The 18,174-nt window shown below is 38.3% G+C and carries 16 protein-coding genes; all 16 read left to right on the forward strand.

Annotated elements, in window-relative coordinates; genetic code table 11:
• The 16 genes from QNH20_RS09630 (at position 1) to miaB (ending at position 18,173) form a co-directional block, all read left to right on the forward strand.
• Positions 1 to 960 carry an ABC transporter permease gene (locus QNH20_RS09630; protein ID WP_283922668.1) on the forward strand — a complete coding sequence of 320 codons (960 nt, stop codon included), beginning with the start codon at positions 1 to 3 and terminating at the stop codon, positions 958 to 960.
• A 170-nt stretch (positions 961 to 1,130) separates the two neighbouring features.
• The gene (yfmF, locus tag QNH20_RS09635; RefSeq protein ID WP_283922669.1) at positions 1,131 to 2,411 is read left to right on the forward strand and encodes an EF-P 5-aminopentanol modification-associated protein YfmF; all 1,281 of its coding nucleotides are present in this window, start codon (positions 1,131 to 1,133) and stop codon (positions 2,409 to 2,411) included.
• Entirely contained in the window at positions 2,411 to 3,703 is a 1,293-nt protein-coding gene (yfmH, locus tag QNH20_RS09640; protein ID WP_283922670.1) for an EF-P 5-aminopentanol modification-associated protein YfmH, read from the forward strand. The genes yfmF and yfmH overlap by 1 nt, the downstream gene beginning before the upstream one ends.
• A 69-nt stretch (positions 3,704 to 3,772) precedes the next feature.
• Positions 3,773 to 4,495: an elongation factor P 5-aminopentanone reductase gene (gene ymfI, locus QNH20_RS09645; RefSeq protein WP_283922671.1), complete on the forward strand. Its 723-nt coding sequence runs from the start codon at positions 3,773 to 3,775 to the stop codon at positions 4,493 to 4,495.
• Positions 4,496 to 4,574: 79 nt separating this feature from the next.
• Complete coding sequence (locus QNH20_RS09650; RefSeq protein ID WP_283922672.1) at positions 4,575 to 4,832, forward strand: DUF3243 domain-containing protein; 258 nt, start codon at positions 4,575 to 4,577, stop codon at positions 4,830 to 4,832.
• 189 nt (positions 4,833 to 5,021) lie between these two features.
• Positions 5,022 to 5,813 carry a DUF3388 domain-containing protein gene (locus QNH20_RS09655; RefSeq protein ID WP_283923382.1) on the forward strand — a complete coding sequence of 264 codons (792 nt, stop codon included), beginning with the start codon at positions 5,022 to 5,024 and terminating at the stop codon, positions 5,811 to 5,813.
• Between the two features lie 11 nt (positions 5,814 to 5,824).
• Complete coding sequence (locus tag QNH20_RS09660; RefSeq protein ID WP_349632708.1) at positions 5,825 to 6,739, forward strand: helix-turn-helix domain-containing protein; 915 nt, start codon at positions 5,825 to 5,827, stop codon at positions 6,737 to 6,739.
• A 51-nt stretch (positions 6,740 to 6,790) separates the two neighbouring features.
• Positions 6,791 to 7,375, forward strand: a complete 585-nt coding sequence (gene pgsA, locus QNH20_RS09665) for a CDP-diacylglycerol--glycerol-3-phosphate 3-phosphatidyltransferase (RefSeq protein WP_283922674.1) — start codon at positions 6,791 to 6,793, stop codon at positions 7,373 to 7,375.
• Between the two features lie 35 nt (positions 7,376 to 7,410).
• Positions 7,411 to 8,664, forward strand: coding sequence for a competence/damage-inducible protein A (locus tag QNH20_RS09670; RefSeq protein WP_283922675.1), 1,254 nt, complete (start codon positions 7,411 to 7,413; stop codon positions 8,662 to 8,664).
• A gap of 259 nt (positions 8,665 to 8,923) precedes the next feature.
• The gene (recA, locus tag QNH20_RS09675; protein ID WP_283922676.1) at positions 8,924 to 9,964 is read left to right on the forward strand and encodes a recombinase RecA; all 1,041 of its coding nucleotides are present in this window, start codon (positions 8,924 to 8,926) and stop codon (positions 9,962 to 9,964) included.
• A gap of 323 nt (positions 9,965 to 10,287) precedes the next feature.
• On the forward strand, positions 10,288 to 11,847 hold the full coding sequence (rny, locus tag QNH20_RS09680) for a ribonuclease Y (RefSeq protein WP_283922677.1): 1,560 nt from the start codon (positions 10,288 to 10,290) through the stop codon (positions 11,845 to 11,847).
• Between the two features lie 109 nt (positions 11,848 to 11,956).
• Positions 11,957 to 12,754, forward strand: coding sequence for a TIGR00282 family metallophosphoesterase (locus tag QNH20_RS09685; protein ID WP_283922678.1), 798 nt, complete (start codon positions 11,957 to 11,959; stop codon positions 12,752 to 12,754).
• 177 nt (positions 12,755 to 12,931) lie between these two features.
• Positions 12,932 to 13,192 carry a stage V sporulation protein SpoVS gene (gene spoVS, locus QNH20_RS09690; RefSeq protein WP_003211281.1) on the forward strand — a complete coding sequence of 87 codons (261 nt, stop codon included), beginning with the start codon at positions 12,932 to 12,934 and terminating at the stop codon, positions 13,190 to 13,192.
• Between the two features lie 520 nt (positions 13,193 to 13,712).
• The gene (locus QNH20_RS09695) at positions 13,713 to 15,449 is read left to right on the forward strand and encodes a 2-oxoacid:acceptor oxidoreductase subunit alpha (RefSeq protein ID WP_283922679.1); all 1,737 of its coding nucleotides are present in this window, start codon (positions 13,713 to 13,715) and stop codon (positions 15,447 to 15,449) included.
• Entirely contained in the window at positions 15,450 to 16,316 is an 867-nt protein-coding gene (locus tag QNH20_RS09700) for a 2-oxoacid:ferredoxin oxidoreductase subunit beta (protein WP_283922680.1), read from the forward strand.
• 315 nt (positions 16,317 to 16,631) lie between these two features.
• On the forward strand, positions 16,632 to 18,173 hold the full coding sequence (miaB, locus tag QNH20_RS09705) for a tRNA (N6-isopentenyl adenosine(37)-C2)-methylthiotransferase MiaB (RefSeq protein WP_283922681.1): 1,542 nt from the start codon (positions 16,632 to 16,634) through the stop codon (positions 18,171 to 18,173).
• Position 18,174 lies beyond the last annotated feature (1 nt).

Here is an 18,174-nt window from a genome sequence, read left to right on the forward strand (position 1 = left end):
TTGAGCTTAATGGATATCTTAATGATAGTCGTTCCATCCACGTTGTTATGGGCTGCTCCGCTTGTCTTCACTGCATTAGGCGGAATTTTCTCGGAACGATCTGGTGTAGTTAATATTGGACTTGAAGGTTTAATGGTTATTGGTGCATTCTCCGCAATAGTTTTTAACATTACATTTGTCGATACATTTGGTAGCTTAACACCTTGGATTTCCATTTTAGTTGCAATGGTTGCAGGTGCTATTTTTTCCCTTCTACACGCCGTTGCTGCGATTACATTCCGTGCTGACCATACAGTTTCGGGTGTGGCGATTAACTTACTTGCAACAGGGATAACTTTATTCCTTGTTAAGCTTATCTATGGTAAAGGTGAAACAGGCATTATCAAAGAAGGCATTAGTAAAGTGAATATACCATATTTAGAAGACATTCCTATTATTGGACCAATATTTTTCCAAAATACGTATTGGACATCATTTTTAGCTATTATCGTTGCGATCATCGTATGGTATGTAGTTTTCAAAACACCATTTGGTCTACGTCTTCGTTCAGTTGGAGAGCATCCAATGGCAGCTGATACAATGGGAATTAACGTTACAAAAATGCGCTATCTTGGGGTTATCCTTTCTGGAGCACTTGGCGGTATCGGCGGCGCCGTATACGCACAATCCATTGCTAATAACTTCAGCCATTCAACGATTAGTGGTCAAGGTTTCATGGCGCTTGCTGCAATGATTTTTGGTAAATGGCATCCACTAGGTGCCTTAGGTGCAGCGATCTTCTTCGGTTTCGCTCAAAGTATAAGTATCATTGGTTCAAGTTTACCTTTCTTAAAGGAAATTCCAAGTGTATACTTGTTAATAGCTCCTTATGTGCTAACGATCTTGGCATTAACGGGATTCATTGGCCGTGCCGATGCACCAAAATCAATTGGTACACACTATATCAAAGGAAATCGTTAATAAAGGAACCCACAGTTTTTAACTGTGGGTTTTTCTTAATATTAGGTGTATTTGCTTGTATTGAACAAGCTTGTCAAATTATAGTAAGAAGTATAGGTTTTATCCAAAAGGAAAAGATATAAAGAAAAATGTTTACATATGTTTAAATAAAACCATAAGGAGGAATGCAAATGGACGCTACTACAGAAAAAATAACAGAAATGCATGGTTACAACCTTCATGTCATTGAAACAGAAAAATATAAAACAAATACATTGGTTTGGAGGATGAAAGCTCCATTAACAAAAGAGGATGTAACGAAAAGGGCACTTCTTCCCCATGTATTACAAAGCAGTTCTGGAAAATATTCTACAACAACGGCATTACGTTCTTATTTAGATGAATTATATGGTGCGACTCTTTTTGTAGATCTGGCAAAAAAAGGTGAATACCATATTATGAGCTTTTCTTTAGAAATTGCAAATGAAAAATTTTTAAGCGATTCTAATCCGTTATTAAAAAAAGGCTTTGAATTGTTGGCAGAAGTTTTAATCAATCCTAACATATCAGGAAATGCTTTTGACCGAGAAACAGTAGAAAAAGAAAAACGCTCACTTAAGTCACGGATTCAATCAGTTTTTGATGATAAAATGCGTTATTCTAATGTACGCCTTTTAGAGGAAATGTGTAAAGGAGAGCCCTATGCTCTGCAGGTAAATGGTGATGCGGCAGATGTTGATGCCATAACAGCGGAAAATTTATACGATTATTTTAAAAGTGCTTTTTTAGAGGATGAGATGGATCTCTATGTTATCGGTGATGTAAAAGTGGATGAGGTCAAAAAATTAGCAGCGGAGCTTCTTAACTTTGAAAGCCGTACACCGAATAAGGTAAAGGCAGAGAAGACCAATAAAAGAGCAGAAGTTAATGAGGTAAAAGAAGAGCAAGATGTAAAACAAGGGAAATTAAATATTGGATATCGTACTAATATCGTTTATGGCGATTCTGATTATTTTGCCCTGCAGGTTTTTAATGGTATTTTTGGCGGCTTTTCACATTCCAAGCTTTTTATCAACGTTCGAGAGAAAGCCAGCCTTGCCTATTATGCAGCGAGCCGCTTAGAAAGTCATAAAGGGTTAATGATGGTTATGTCAGGAATTGACTTAAAGAACTATGATCAGGCTGTTGGAATTATCCATGAGCAAATGGATGCAATGAAAAAAGGTGATTTCACAGACCAAGAGTTAGAGCAAACAAAGGCTGTAATAAAAAATCAAATCATGGAAACCATTGACACTGCAAGAGGATTAACCGATATTCTCTATCATAATGTGGTTGCACATTCCGATATTAAACTTGATTCATGGATATCTGAAATGCAAAACATAACAAAGGAAGAAATTGTTGCGGTTGCGAACAAGATTGAACTTGATACCATTTATTTCTTAACTGGGACGGAGGCGGGCAATTAATGGAGAAAATTACTTTTGACCAGCTTCAAGAAGAGCTTTTTCATGAAAAAATGACAAATGGCTTAGACGTCTTTATTTTGCCAAAGAAAGGTTTTAATAAAACATTTGCCACGTTTACAACAAAGTACGGTTCAATAGATAATACATTTGTTCCGTTGGGTAAAGATGAGTATGTTAAGGTTCCCGACGGGATTGCCCACTTTTTAGAGCATAAGCTGTTTGAAAAAGAAGATGGTGATGTCTTTCAGCAATTTAGCCGTCAAGGTGCATCCGCAAATGCCTTTACGTCCTTTACTCGCACAGCTTATTTATTTTCAAGTACATCCGATGTCGAAAAAAACCTTGAAACACTAGTTGATTTTGTTCAGGATCCTTATTTTTCCGAGAAAACTGTCGAAAAGGAAAAAGGAATTATCGGCCAAGAAATAACCATGTATGATGATAATCCAGATTGGCGTTTATATTTCGGATTAATCCAAAACCTTTATCAAAATCATCCGGTAAAAATTGATATTGCTGGCACAATTGAGTCCATCTCCCATATCACAAAAGATTTGCTTTATGAGTGTTACAATACCTTTTATCACCCGAGTAACATGCTTTTGTTTATTGTGGGCCCGGTTAATCCTGAAAAGATGATGACTCAAGTTAGAGACAACCAAGCAAAAAAAGATTATAAGGATATGCCTGAAATCAAACGTCAATTTGAAACGGAGCCTGCTCAAGCTGCCGAAAAGAAGCAGATCCTTGAAATGAATGTACAAACCTCTAAAATTCTCGTTGGCATTAAAGCGCTGCATGTCGACCAAACCGGTGATGTGTTACTCAAAAATGAGTTAACTATGAACGTATTGCTTGATTTGTTGTTTGGAAAAAGCTCCGAAAACTACAATCAGCTTTATAGTGAAGGTCTTATCGATGAAACCTTCTCATATGACTACACGCAGGAACAAGGTTTTGGTTTCGCAATGGTCGGCGGAGACACAGGAGAACCAGATAAATTATCTGACATGCTTGTAAATATGCTCCTAGAAGCAAAAAAGGGGAGTATATTTAGTGAACAGCAATTAGAAAGAGCGAAAAAGAAGAAAATTGGTGCCTTTTTACGTGCAATAAATTCTCCGGAATATATTGCAAATCAATTTACTCGTTATGCATTTAATGAAATGAATTTATTCGATGTTGTGCCAACACTAGAAAAAATAACATTAAATGATGTTCAATCATTAGCCGCAGAAGTGATCTCAGAGGAACGGTTTTCTGTATGTCAGGTAGTTCCAAAGAAAAAATAGGCTAAGAAGCGTCGTTTAACCGGCGCTTCTTTACTGTGTAATGTTTTAGTTAAAGAGAGAGTGATATTAATGAAAAAATACGCACTAATTACGGGAGCAAGCGGTGGAATCGGACAAGCGATAGCGTATAAATTGGCGGAAAAAGGATACTCCTTGTATTTACATTACAATAAAAATGAACAATCTATTTTGGGGTTAATGGAAAAGCTTCAGCCATTTGGCGGGGAGTATATTCCTGTCCATGCTGATTTGGCAGTGGCAAACGGATACAAAACAATATCCTCGCAAATCTTTTCATTAGATGCCATTATTCATTGCGGTGGAAACAGTCAATATGGGCTTTTGTTGGATTTGGAACACGAAGATGCTATGGCATTAATGAATGTACATGTAATAAATCCGTTAATGTTGACAAAAGAACTGCTGCCTAAATTTTTTAGTAAAGGGTCAGGCAATATTATTGTGATTACTTCAATTTGGGGACAAACAGGTGCAGCTTGTGAAGTGGCCTATTCAACGGCCAAAGGTGCTCAAATTGCATTTGTAAAGGCTCTCAGTAAAGAGGTAGCTTTAAACGGCATTCGAGTCAATGCGATCGCCCCAGGTGCAATAGCAACACCGATGATGGAAGGGTTTACGCAAGAAGAGGTGGAACAGATTTCTTTTGATATACCCATGGGAAGGCTTGGTCTGCCCGAAGAAATTGCTGGAAGCGTTGCATTCTTGCTTTCGGAGGAATCTTCCTATATTACTGGCCAGGTACTTGCGATAAATGGAGGCTGGTACACATAAAATTTCACCAATTAATCATGAATAGTTTGAGACGCTACTTCGCAAAATAATTATATACTATTCTAAAGGAGGTAATAATGTGTCTGTTTTTGAAAACTGGAAACAATGGGAAGACTTTTTAGCAGATCGTCTTCACCATGCACAAAGTGAAGGTATGAGTGAGGGCGCGATTGGAAACCTTGCTTTTCAAATTGGTGATTATTTAGCAAACCAAGTAGAGCCGAAAAATGAGCAACAAAGAATTCTTTCAGACCTTTGGTCGGTTGCTGACAAACAAGAACAACAGGCTATTGCAAATATTATGGTAAAACTGATTTCGAATAACGGAAGCCGCTAGAAGAGAAGGGACCTTTTGGTCTCCTCTCTTTTTTCATTCCTGATCACTTTTTGATATCCTCAAGCAAAAATAAAAGATAAATAAGTTATTCTCCGTGTTTTTCCTTTCATCTTCAATCAAAATCATTTATTATAAGGGTTAGATGAAAAGACGTGAAAAAATTGTCGAAACTTCTTATGGGGGTTTTTTATCATGAAAAAAGAATGGTATTTAGAGTATGAAATTCAGAAAAACCGCCCTGGTCTATTAGGTGACATTTCATCTCTTTTAGGAATGCTTGCTATTAATATTATAACCATTAATGGTGTTGATGAAGGCAGGCGGGGTTTGCTAATTTTAGCAAAAGATGACGACCAAATTAATCGACTTGAGTCAATTTTACATACTATGGACACAATAAAACTAATCAAACTTAGAGAGCCTAAGCTGCGTGATAGACTTGCCGTTAGACATGGGCGCTATATTCAAAGGGACGCAGATGATAAAAAAACTTTCCGCTTTGTGAGGGATGAGCTTGGATTATTAGTGGATTTTATGGCAGAATTATTTAAGCAGGAGGGACACAAGCTAATCGGTATTCGCGGCATGCCGCGAGTCGGAAAAACAGAGTCACTCGTGGCGGCAAGTGTTTGTGCGAATAAACGGTGGTTATTTGTCTCATCCACTCTTTTAAAACAAACGATTCGCAATCAATTGATTGAAGACGAGTATAACGAAAATAATCTGTTTATTCTTGATGGGATTGTTTCAACAAGACGTGCCAACGAGCGACACTGGCAACTTGTCCGCGAAATCATGCGTCTACCGTCTGTTAAGGTAATAGAGCATCCTGATATATTCGTACAAAACTCTGAGTATACGCTTGACGATTTTGATTATATTATTGAACTTAGGAATGATACGGACGAAGAGATTACATACGACGTCGTTGATCAGCATAATATGTTTTCTGGTTCAGATTTTGGAGATTTTGATTTTTAATAAATTGGAAGGTGTTACAGTTGACTGAATTAGGGAATCGACTAAAAGAAGCCCGATTAGCCCAAGGATTAAGCTTAGATGATTTACAAACCATGACAAAAATTCAAAAGCGGTATTTAGTAGGAATTGAGGATGGTAATTATTCCAGCATGCCTGGTAATTTTTATGTCCGTGCCTTTATTAAGCAATATGCAGAGGCATTAAATCTTAATCCAGATGAAATTTTTGAAACTTATAAGACTGAAATACCTGCGTCTTATAATGATGAATTACCGCAGCAATTATCTCGAGTGAAAACACACAAACCAATTACTGGAGGGAATTCTAAAATATTCAATGTTCTCCCTAAAATATTAATTGCTGTGTTTGTGGTTGGCATTGCCAGTCTGATATATTATTTAGTATCCACTAATGTTGGAAGTGACACAAATGAATCAGTAAGCAAGGATAACGAGCAGGTGAAAATTGAGAAATCGCAAAGCTTGGAAAAGGTAAAAGGAGATGAAATAGGAAAAGAAAAAAAGAAAGACAGCAATAAAGAGAATGATGCTGCCAAACCGGAAGATGAAAAAACACCTGTTGAAGAAACACCAAAGCAGGAACTTACAGTAGTCCAAAGCAGTGGTACTAATTCCACGTATGATCTGAAAAATGCGGATAAATTTGTCGTGAAATTGGTTTCTAAAGGACAAACCTGGGTTAGTATTAAAAGTGGGGAAGGGAAGACCTTTTTCCAAGGAACACTGAAAACCGGAGCTACAGAGAGCCAAACAGTAGATTTATCAGCAGATAGTACGGCTGTCATTAGGGTTGGGAACGCGGCGGATACTGATATATATGTAAATGACCAAAAGCTTGAGTATGCCATACCAGCGACAGCGAATGTTCAGAACATCACGATCCAACATGTTCTGAAGAATGAATAGTCATCTGTTGATGACTATTTTTCACTTTTAATCATTACCTGGAGGGAAATTATGAATATTCCAAATCGAATCACTGTATCAAGAATATTATTAATCCCAATATTCTTGATTATTATGTTAGCGCCTTTTGATTGGGGGAACATGCATCTTCTTGGGGCTGATCTGCCTGTAACTCATTTTGTGGGGGCACTTATATTTATTTTAGCTTCCACAACCGATTGGGTTGACGGTCATTATGCCCGTAAGTATAACCTTGTAACCAATATGGGGAAATTTCTTGATCCGCTCGCTGACAAATTACTTGTCTCCGCTGCGCTTATTGTCCTCGTTGAAATAAATGATGTTTATGCACCTTCTTGGATAGTTATCATCATTATTAGCAGAGAATTTGCAGTAACAGGTCTCCGTCTATTACTCGCGGGGGAAGGTGAAGTTGTTGCCGCAAATATGCTTGGAAAAATTAAGACTTGGACACAAATCATCGCGATTTCATCATTATTATTACATAATATTATTTTTGCTATGATTCCGTTTCGCTTTGATGTTGTCGCTTTATGGGTAGCCTTAATTTTTACCATTTGGTCGGGATGGGATTATTTTGCTAAAAATAGTCATGTGTTAAAAAATTCAAAATAAGTTAAACTGTGGTTTACATAAGGGGTGACTTGAGGATGAATGCTGAGATTATTGCCGTTGGTTCAGAACTATTACTGGGTCAAATTGTTAACACAAATGCGCGCTTCTTATCACAGCAATTAGCCGGACTCGGTATTAATGTTTATTTTCATACTGTCGTTGGAGATAACCCTGATCGCTTAAAATCAGCGATTGAAATTGCAGAAAAACGTGCTAAAATGATTATCTTTACTGGCGGACTAGGGCCGACAAAGGATGATTTGACGAAGGAAACAATTGCCCGTCACATAGGAAAAGAACTTGTTATGGATCAAACAGCATTAGAATCAATTGAGTTTTTTTTCAAGCAGACAAACCGTGTGATGACGGATAATAATCGAAAGCAGGCACTTGTATTAGAAGGTTCACACATCCTCCCAAATGAACATGGAATGGCCCCTGGAATGGTGGTAGAAACCGACAGCCACATTTATATGCTTTTGCCTGGGCCCCCAAAGGAAATGGAACCGATGTTACTTCGATATGGGTGTAAGGCACTATCATCAAAAAACGACTCGAACGAGAAAATTGTCTCGAGAGTGTTACGATTCTTTGGCATTGGTGAGGCCGCTTTGGAAACTGAAATTATTGATTTAATTGATGCGCAAAGCAATCCCACGATTGCTCCGCTCGCAGGTGATGGAGAGGTTACCTTAAGGTTGACGGCCAAACATGTGGACGAAGCGAGTGCACAATCTATGCTTGATGAAATGGAAAATACTATAAATCAACGTGTTGGAAATTTTCTATATGGATATGACAACACATCATTATTGGAAGAACTGACGAAAGCTTTAAAGGAAAGAAAACTTACGATTACAGCTGCTGAGAGTTTGACTGGCGGGTTGTTTCAACAGGAGTTAACATCTATTTCAGGTGCAAGTTCCGTGTTTAAAGGCGGGGTTGTATGCTATTCTAATGAAGTAAAGCAGCAAGTATTACAAGTTAAACAAGAAACACTTGAAAAATATGGTGCCGTGAGTGAACAATGTGCAAAAGAGCTGGCTGAAAATGCTGCCAGGCTGGTGAAAAGCGATATTGGGATAAGCTTCACAGGTGTGGCCGGACCCGATGAGCTTGAAGGCAAGCCAGTTGGTACGGTTTATATTGGAATAGCGATAAATGGAACACCAACGGTAGTTGAAAAAATTACCCTTGGTGGAACGAGGGAAGCAAACCGGAACCGAGCGGTAAAATTTGGCTGTTATTTTATACTTCGTAATTTAAAAGAATCACAGAATACTAATTAGTGTTCTGTGATTCTTTGTTTATAAAAAATAAATTTTCAGATAAAAACAGAAAAATTGCATTTCATAGGTAATATGTAAGAAAAAATACAAAGAGAGGGCTAATCTGCTTGTTATCCATGTATTAATTGTTTAAACAAAGCAGAATAAATGTTCGATTTTTTGCTCGACAAATTACCCAAAAGAGGTTATATTAATTATAGGTTTTATTTAATAATTTCGGCAAAAAGCTTGTGTTTATATATAAGGGAGGAAATAAAACGTGAGTGATCGTAAAGCGGCATTAGAAATGGCGTTAAAGCAAATAGAAAAACAATTCGGTAAAGGCTCAATAATGAAAATGGGAGAACAAACAGAGACAAGGATTTCTACCGTTCCAAGCGGCTCTCTAGCGCTAGATGCAGCACTAGGAGTAGGTGGATACCCTAGAGGTCGTATAATTGAAATTTATGGCCCTGAAAGCTCTGGTAAAACAACCGTAGCTTTGCATGCAATTGCGGAAGTGCAAGCAAAAGGGGGACAAGCAGCGTTTATTGACGCTGAGCATGCCTTGGATCCGACTTATGCACAAAAATTAGGTGTTAACATTGATGAATTATTGTTATCACAGCCAGACACAGGTGAACAAGCACTTGAAATCGCTGAGGCACTAGTTCGAAGTGGTGCGGTCGATATTATCGTAATTGATTCAGTCGCTGCATTAGTTCCAAAAGCGGAAATTGAAGGCGAAATGGGTGACTCCCATGTAGGTTTACAGGCACGTTTGATGTCTCAAGCACTTCGCAAACTATCAGGTGCCATCAACAAATCTAAAACAATTGCAGTCTTCATTAACCAGATTCGTGAAAAGGTCGGAGTTATGTTTGGAAACCCCGAGACAACACCTGGGGGACGTGCGCTCAAGTTTTACTCGACAATTCGTCTTGAAGTACGCCGTGCTGAAACGTTAAAGCAAGGTAATGACATGGTCGGAAATAAGACAAAAATAAAAGTAGTAAAGAACAAAGTGGCGCCACCATTCCGTACAGCTGAAGTGGATATTATGTACGGTGAAGGTATTTCAAAAGAAGGCGAAATCATCGATCTAGGCTCTGAATTAGATATCGTTCAAAAGAGCGGCTCATGGTATTCCTATAACGATGAAAGACTTGGTCAGGGCCGTGAAAATGCAAAGTTATTCTTGAAGGAAAACCCAGATGTTCGTCAAGAAATTCACCAAAAAATCCGTGAGCATTATGGATTAGATGGTGATAAAGTGGTAACAGAATCAGAGGAAGATGAGCAGTTTAATTTACTAGATTAATTCAGTTGAGCAAAGCCCAATAAAGGGTTTTGCTTTTTTGGAAGAATTGAATAAAAATACAATTTAATTAATAAATATACAATATAAAACTGGAAAAGTAAGTGGATATAGGATGTCAATTTCTAAATATTTCAAAATGCTTATTATACTAAACCTTGACAATGAATATTCCCACCTTTACAATTAACATGTATATTTTACATTTTTGGAAATATTACAATGCGAAAAGCCTTGGTGCTTGCTGTATGTTGAGTCCTAAACAATGTACATGCCGACACTTAAAAAAAATGTAACAAAAGTTCATAGCAAGAGGAGGTGTAACGATGGAACCAATTACAATCGCCTTCATTTTGCTTGGCCTTTTCGTCGGTGCCGTTGTTGGCTATTTTGGTCATAAATCCATTGCTGATGCAAAAGTAGCAGGTGCAAAGAATGCTGCTGAACAGATTCTTGAAGATGCAAAACGTGATGCTGATTCAGTGAAAAAAGAAGCTTTGCTGGAGGCAAAGGATGAAATTCACAAGCTTCGGACAGAAGCAGAACGTGAGGTTCGTGAACGAAGAAATGAAATGCAAAAACAAGAAAACCGTTTACTGCAAAGAGAAGAGAATTTAGATCGAAAAGAGGAAACGTTAAATAAGCGTGAAAATCTTTTAGAAAAGAAGGATGATTCTCTAAACCAAAGACAACAGCATATTGAAGAGATGGAAAGCAAAGTGGACGAGTTGGTACGAAAACAACAGACTGAACTCGAACGAATTTCGAGCTTAACACGCGAGGAAGCAAAAGCGATCATTATTGACAGAATGGAACAGGAACTTACCCATGATACTGCGATAATGATAAAGGAAAGCGAGAATCGTGCTAAAGAGGAAGCCGACAAGAAAGCGAAGGAAATACTCTCGCTTGCGATCCAGCGTTGCGCTGCTGACCATGTTGCGGAAACGACTGTCTCTGTCGTAAATCTTCCAAATGACGAAATGAAGGGCCGGATCATTGGCCGTGAAGGACGAAACATCCGTACACTTGAAACGTTAACGGGAATTGATTTGATTATTGATGATACTCCTGAAGCTGTCATTCTATCAGGCTTTGACCCTATTCGAAGGGAAACTGCACGTTTAGCACTTGAGAAGTTAGTTCAAGATGGACGTATCCATCCGGCACGAATTGAGGAAATGGTAGAAAAATCTCGTCGAGAAGTAGATGAGTATATTCGCGAAGTTGGGGAGCAAACCACTTTTGAAGTAGGAGTTCATGGACTACATCCAGATTTAATCAAAATTCTTGGCCGCTTGAAGTTCCGAACTAGCTACGGGCAAAACGTCTTAAAGCATTCAATGGAAGTAGCACAGCTTTCAGGCTTGCTTGCTGCTGAACTTGGTCAAGATGAAACGCTGGCCCGTCGAGCTGGTTTGCTTCACGATATTGGGAAAGCTATTGACCATGAAGTAGAAGGCAGTCATGTAGAAATCGGAGTAGAACTTGCAACGAAATACAAGGAACACCCAGTGGTGATCAATAGTATTGCTTCTCACCATGGAGATGCTGAGCCAACTTCTATTATCGCCGTACTCGTAGCTGCAGCAGATGCCTTATCAGCTGCAAGACCAGGTGCACGTAGTGAGACTCTTGAAAACTATATCCGTCGTCTTGAAAAGCTAGAGGAGATTTCTGAGTCTTATGAAGGTGTTGAGAAATCCTTTGCGATTCAAGCAGGGCGTGAAGTGCGTATTATTGTAAGGCCAGATACAGTTGATGATCTTGCTGCACATCGCTTAGCTCGCGATATCCGTAAGCGGATCGAAGACGAACTTGATTATCCTGGACACATTAAAGTAACAGTTATCCGTGAAACGCGGGCTGTAGAATACGCAAAATAAAGCGGTGCGAATGCACCGCTTTATTTATTGGTAACGGTAATCCGATTGGAAGATGTGAGAATGTGATACAATTTATACAATAACAATTTTATTGATGAAAGGGAAAAAAATGAATCTACTTTTTATCGGCGATGTAGTCGGCTCACCTGGAAGGGAAATGGTAAAGGAGTTTTTGCCAAAATTAAAAGAAAAATTTCGGCCTCATTTTACAATTATTAATGGTGAAAATGCTGCAGGGGGCAAGGGGATAACAGAAAAAATCTATAAGGAATTTTTGGGCTATGGTGCACAGGCAATTACACTAGGGAATCATGCATGGGATAACAGAGAGATATATGAGTTTATCGGTTCAGCGAAAAATATGGTACGTCCGGCAAATTTTCCGGAAGGAACACCTGGAAATGGTTTGGGGTTTTTTAAAATGAATGAGTTAGAAGTGGCTGTTATTAATCTTCAAGGTCGAACATTTATGTCTCCATTAGATTGTCCTTTTAAAAAAGCTGACGAATTAGTTGAAATCGCCCGGGAGAGAACTCCATTTATCTTTGTGGATTTTCATGCTGAAGTAACCAGTGAAAAACTAGCAATGGGTTGGTATCTAGACGGTAAAGTGTCAGCAGTCGTTGGAACTCATACACATGTGCAAACAGCAGACAACCGGGTTTTACCAGGTGGAACTGGTTATTTATCAGACGTAGGTATGACTGGTCCGTATGACGGGATCCTTGGGGTGGAAAGAGAGGCTGTTCTTAAGAAATTCCTAACAAGTCTGCCTGTACGTTTTGAGGTGCCAAAATTAGGCCGTAATCAGCTCAGTGCGGTTAATATTGAATTAGATAGGAAAAGTGGTAAGTGTAAAAATATTAAACGAATTTTAATAAATGATGACAATCCATTTTACAGTTAAGGGAAAACTTCTTACGGGGAGTTTTTCCTTTTTTTGTTCCGTAATATCTTGACTTTTTTCGTCCAAGCCGGAATATGTCTTTTGACAACTGAATATAGTAGCAGTGGAATGTTATATACCTGATTTGTTCATGAAACTGCTCATGCGGGATCGGGATTTTCTAAGGAGGAGCTAGGAATGGAAATATTAAAAGTTTCAGCAAAATCTAATCCTAATTCTGTAGCTGGTGCACTTGCCGGAGTTCTGCGTGAAAGAGGTGCAGCAGAAATACAGGCTATTGGTGCGGGTGCATTGAATCAAGCCGTTAAGGCAGTAGCGATTGCAAGAGGATTTGTGGCACCTAGCGGAGTTGATTTAATCTGTATCCCTGCGTTTACCGATATTTTAATTGATGGGGAAGAACGCACAGCTATTAAGCTAATCGTAGAACCACGGTGAAAGAGATAGACTATTTTCGGGGGCGAAACAAAAAGATACTTTCCTTTAACCTGCTTGAATATTTCGAGCGGGTTTTTTGTTTGAAGAAGAATTTATTCATAAGGACTTTACCCATACTTTTCAAAACTAAAGAAGCAGTTTAGTTTTAAATTATAAAAATATTATTCTGATATATGAGAACAACATGTAAAATATAAAAAAGGACTTTTAAAAAATATTTGTCAAATAGCGTAATAATGAGTGTTTATCTTAATTTTTGGTCTGGTTGTTCCTATGAAAAAAATGGTGGTTTTTAAATAATAAAAAAATATTCATATTTTAGACAATATTTCGTGCCAAAGGGTTGCATTTTTTTGAGCTTAGGTCTAGAATTGTAAGCGTTTAGTACATATCTTCGATTCATTTTTTTTGCCTTTAATGTATTAAAAAGGCTAATGTCTAGTGAATTACTAGGATAAGTGCTACACTAATAAATGATTTAATCTACATATTTTTTACATATCCAAAGGGGTGTAAGCAAATGATCAATCAACTTTCGTGGAAAGTTGGCGGACAACAAGGGGAAGGTATTGAAAGTACTGGGGAAATCTTTGCAATCGCACTGAATCGCCTGGGATATTACTTGTATGGTTATCGTCACTTTTCATCTCGTATCAAAGGCGGGCATACAAATAATAAGATCAGAGTTAGTACAACAGAAGTTCGCTCTATTTCTGATGACCTTGATATCCTTGTAGCATTTGACCAAGAAACGATCGATGTAAACTACAAAGAGCTTCATAGCAAAGGGGTAATCCTTGCAGATGCAAAATTTACTCCAAAGAAACCAGAAGATACTGAAGCATTATTGTATGCGGTTCCTTTTACTGAAATTGCCACTGAGTTAGGTACTTCTTTAATGAAAAACATGGTAGCAATCGGGGCAACTTCAGCTGTCTTAGATTTGGATATTCACGTTTTTGAAGAAGTAGTTCGAGAGATTTTCGGTAAAAAGGGCGACAAGGTTGTTGCTAAAAATATGGATGCAATCCAAGCAGGCTTTGATTATATGAAAGAAAAAATGAATGGAAATGTACCGACAATGGTACTTGAAAAAGCAGATGGTAAAAAGCGCATGTTCATGATTGGAAATGATGCCATCGCATTAGGCGCAATGGCTGCAGGCTGCCGCTTCATGGCTGCATATCCTATTACACCTGCTTCTGATATTATGGAGTATTTGATTAAGAAACTTCCAGCTGTGGGCGGAACAGTAATCCAAACAGAAGACGAAATTGCTGCTTGTACAATGACAATTGGAGCAAGCTACGGCGGAGTTCGTGCGATAACTGCATCTTCTGGTCCGGGATTATCATTAAAGATGGAAGCAATCGGACTAGCAGGTATTACAGAAACTCCGCTTGTTATTGTTGACACGCAACGTGGAGGCCCATCAACAGGACTGCCAACAAAACAAGAACAGTCAGATTTAATGGCGATGATCTATGGTACTCACGGGGAAATTCCGAAAATTGTTATTGCTCCAAGTACTGTGGAAGAGGCTTTCTATGATACAGCAGAAGCTTTCAACCTTGCTGAAGAATATCAATGTCCAGTTATTGTTCTATCCGACCTTCAATTATCATTAGGTAAACAAACAGTAGAACCTCTTGATGCTTCGAAGGTTGAAATTAGACGAGGAAAGCTTGTTACAGAAGAGCTTCCAGAAATTGAAAACAAAGGTTATTTCAAACGATATGAAGTAACAGAAGATGGTATATCACCTCGTACAATTCCTGGTATGAAAAATGGTATTCACCATGTAACAGGTGTTGAGCATGCAGAAACTGGTAAACCTTCAGAATCGGCAGCAAATCGAATTGCTCAAATGGATAAACGTATGAGAAAAGTAGAAAATATTCGTTTCAATACACCGGTATATAAAAATGCTCCACACGAAGATGCAGACCTATTGATTGTTGGTTTTAACTCTACTCGTGGTGCAATCGAAGAAGCTATGGTTCGTTTAGAAAAAGATGGATTGAAAGTAAATCATGCACAAATTCGCTTAATTCATCCATTCCCAGCTGACGAAGTTCTTCCACTTGTTCGCTCTGCGAAAAAAGTGCTTGTTGTAGAAAACAATGCAACTGGACAATTAGCAAATATCATGAAAATGAATATTGGAAATGCTGAAAAAATCACTAAATTTGTTAAATATGATGGTAATCCATTCCTACCTCACGAAGTACATTCAAAATGTAAGGAGTTGTTCTAAATGGCCACTTTTAAAGATTTCAGAAATGATGTGAAACCGAACTGGTGCCCTGGCTGTGGTGACTTCTCTGTACAGGCAGCAATGCAGCGTGCGGCAGCAAATGTTGGATTAGAACCAGAAAATTTAGCGGTTATTTCAGGGATTGGCTGTTCAGGACGGATCTCTGGATATATAAATTCTTACGGTTTCCATGGTATCCATGGTCGTTCACTTCCGATTGCCCAAGGCGTTAAAATGGCGAATCGTGATTTAACAGTTATCGCTTCCGGTGGTGATGGTGACGGTTATGCGATTGGGATGGGACATACAGTTCATGCCATTCGTCGTAACATTGATATTACTTACGTTGTTATGGATAACCAGATTTATGGTTTAACAAAAGGACAAACATCACCACGTTCGGCTGTAGGGTTTAAAACAAAATCTACTCCAATGGGATCAATTGAACAAGCTATTTCGCCAATGGAAATGGCATTAACAGTTGGCGCAACCTTTGTTGCACAAAGCTTTTCAACTGATTTAAAAGACCTTACTGCATTAATTGAAGCGGGTATCAAGCACAAAGGTTTCTCTTTAATCAATGTATTCAGCCCATGTGTAACCTATAATAAAGTAAACACATATGACTGGTTTAAAGAAAACCTTACAAAGCTTAGTGATGTTGAAGGATATGATCCATCAAATCGTGAAATGGCGATGCAGACATTAATGAAGCGTAACGGCTTAGTTACTGGACTTATTTACCAAAATACTGAGCGTCCTTCTTACCAAGAATTAATTACTGGCTATGCTGAAGAACCATTAGTAGATGCAAACTTAAATCTTGATCAGGCACACTTTGATAAATTAGTTGCAGAGTTTATGTAATGAATGAAGTTAAAATCCCGTGGAAATTGATCCACGGGATTTTTCTGTAATGAGTGAATTGTGTCACAGCTATCGTTGTTGTTATTGATTAAACTTTATTAATTGGACTCCACAAATAATTTGGAACTTTCCAAGTGCCTGTAAACATGCATGTTTACAGGGATTTCTATTGTTTTCATTTTCGTAAACCTTTATACTATTATAATGTGCAGATAATGCCCATGTTTTCCTATCTTTTGAAATAGGTAAAAAATAACAGTTAGAAATTTAATAGACGTAAACCAGGAAAATTTTTAAGAAAGGGGTTCTAAATAAATGAATGAAAAACAACGATTAGAAGGTCAAAAAGTAGCAACATATTCTTCGGACAAAAAATCCGCCAAGGATTACAGCAAATACTTTGAGCAAGTCATTACTGCGCCTTCATTAAAAGAAGCGAAAAAACGTGGTAAAGAAGAAGTAAAGTATCATAACGACTTTGCTATTCCCGAAGAGTTCCGAGGAATGGGTGAGGGCCGTAAGTTTTATATCCGTACCTATGGCTGCCAGATGAATGAACATGATACAGAAGTAATGGCAGGAATCTTCTTAGCACTAGGATATGAGCCAACAGACAGCACGGAGGATGCTAATGTCATTCTACTAAATACTTGTGCTATTCGCGAAAATGCAGAAAATAAAGTGTTTGGTGAACTTGGTCACCTAAAAGCTTTAAAAATGGAAAAACCGGATTTACTCCTTGGTGTTTGTGGTTGCATGTCTCAGGAAGAATCTGTCGTCAACAAAATTTTAAAGACATATCACCATGTTGATATGATTTTTGGAACCCATAATATTCACCGCTTACCAAACATTCTGCATGAAGCATACATGTCAAAAGAAATGGTAGTCGAAGTATGGTCAAAGGAAGGGGACGTAATCGAAAACCTTCCAAAAGTACGCCGTGGTAAAATTAAGGCATGGGTTAACATTATGTATGGCTGTGATAAATTCTGTACGTATTGTATCGTTCCCTTCACCCGCGGGAAGGAACGGAGCCGCCGGCCAGAAGAAATTATTCAGGAAGTACGCCATTTAGCAGCCCAAGGCTATCAAGAAGTGACTCTTTTAGGTCAAAACGTAAATGCGTATGGAAAAGATCTAGAGGACACGAACTATGGCTTAGGTGACTTAATGGATGAACTCCGTAAAATTGATATACCACGGATTCGGTTTACAACAAGCCACCCGCGTGACTTTGATGATCGTTTGATTGAGGTACTTGCCAAGGGCGGAAACTTAATGGATCATATCCATTTACCTGTTCAATCCGGATCAACTGATGTCTTGAAAATTATGGCTCGTAAATATACAAGGGAACAATATTTAGAGCTTGTTCGAAAAATTAAAGCTGCTATTCCGAATGTTGCATTGACAACAGATATTATCGTTGGCTATCCGAATGAGACTGACGAGCAGTTTGAAGAAACGATGTCGCTCTATCGTGAAGTCGGGTATGAATTAGCATACACCTTTATTTACTCTCCTCGTGAAGGAACTCCAGCAGCTAAAATGGAGGATAACGTTCCAATGGAAGTAAAGAAAGAACGTTTGCAGCGTTTAAATGCACTTGTAAATGAGCTGTCTTTAGAAGCAATGAAGAAGCATGAAGGTCAAATTGTTGATGTTCTGGTTGAAGGGGAAAGTAAAAACAATCCTGATGTCCTTGCCGGGTATACGTCTAGAAACAAACTTGTAAATTTCGCAGCACCAAAATCGGCAATTGGAAAAATTGTGAAAGTAAAGATTACTGAAGCAAAAACATGGTCATTAAACGGAGAAATGGTGGAAGAATTAGAACCAGCAGAGGTGAACTAAA

The sequence above is a fragment of the Neobacillus sp. WH10 genome (assembly GCF_030123405.1).
Classification (GTDB): domain Bacteria; phylum Bacillota; class Bacilli; order Bacillales; family Cytobacillaceae; genus Neobacillus.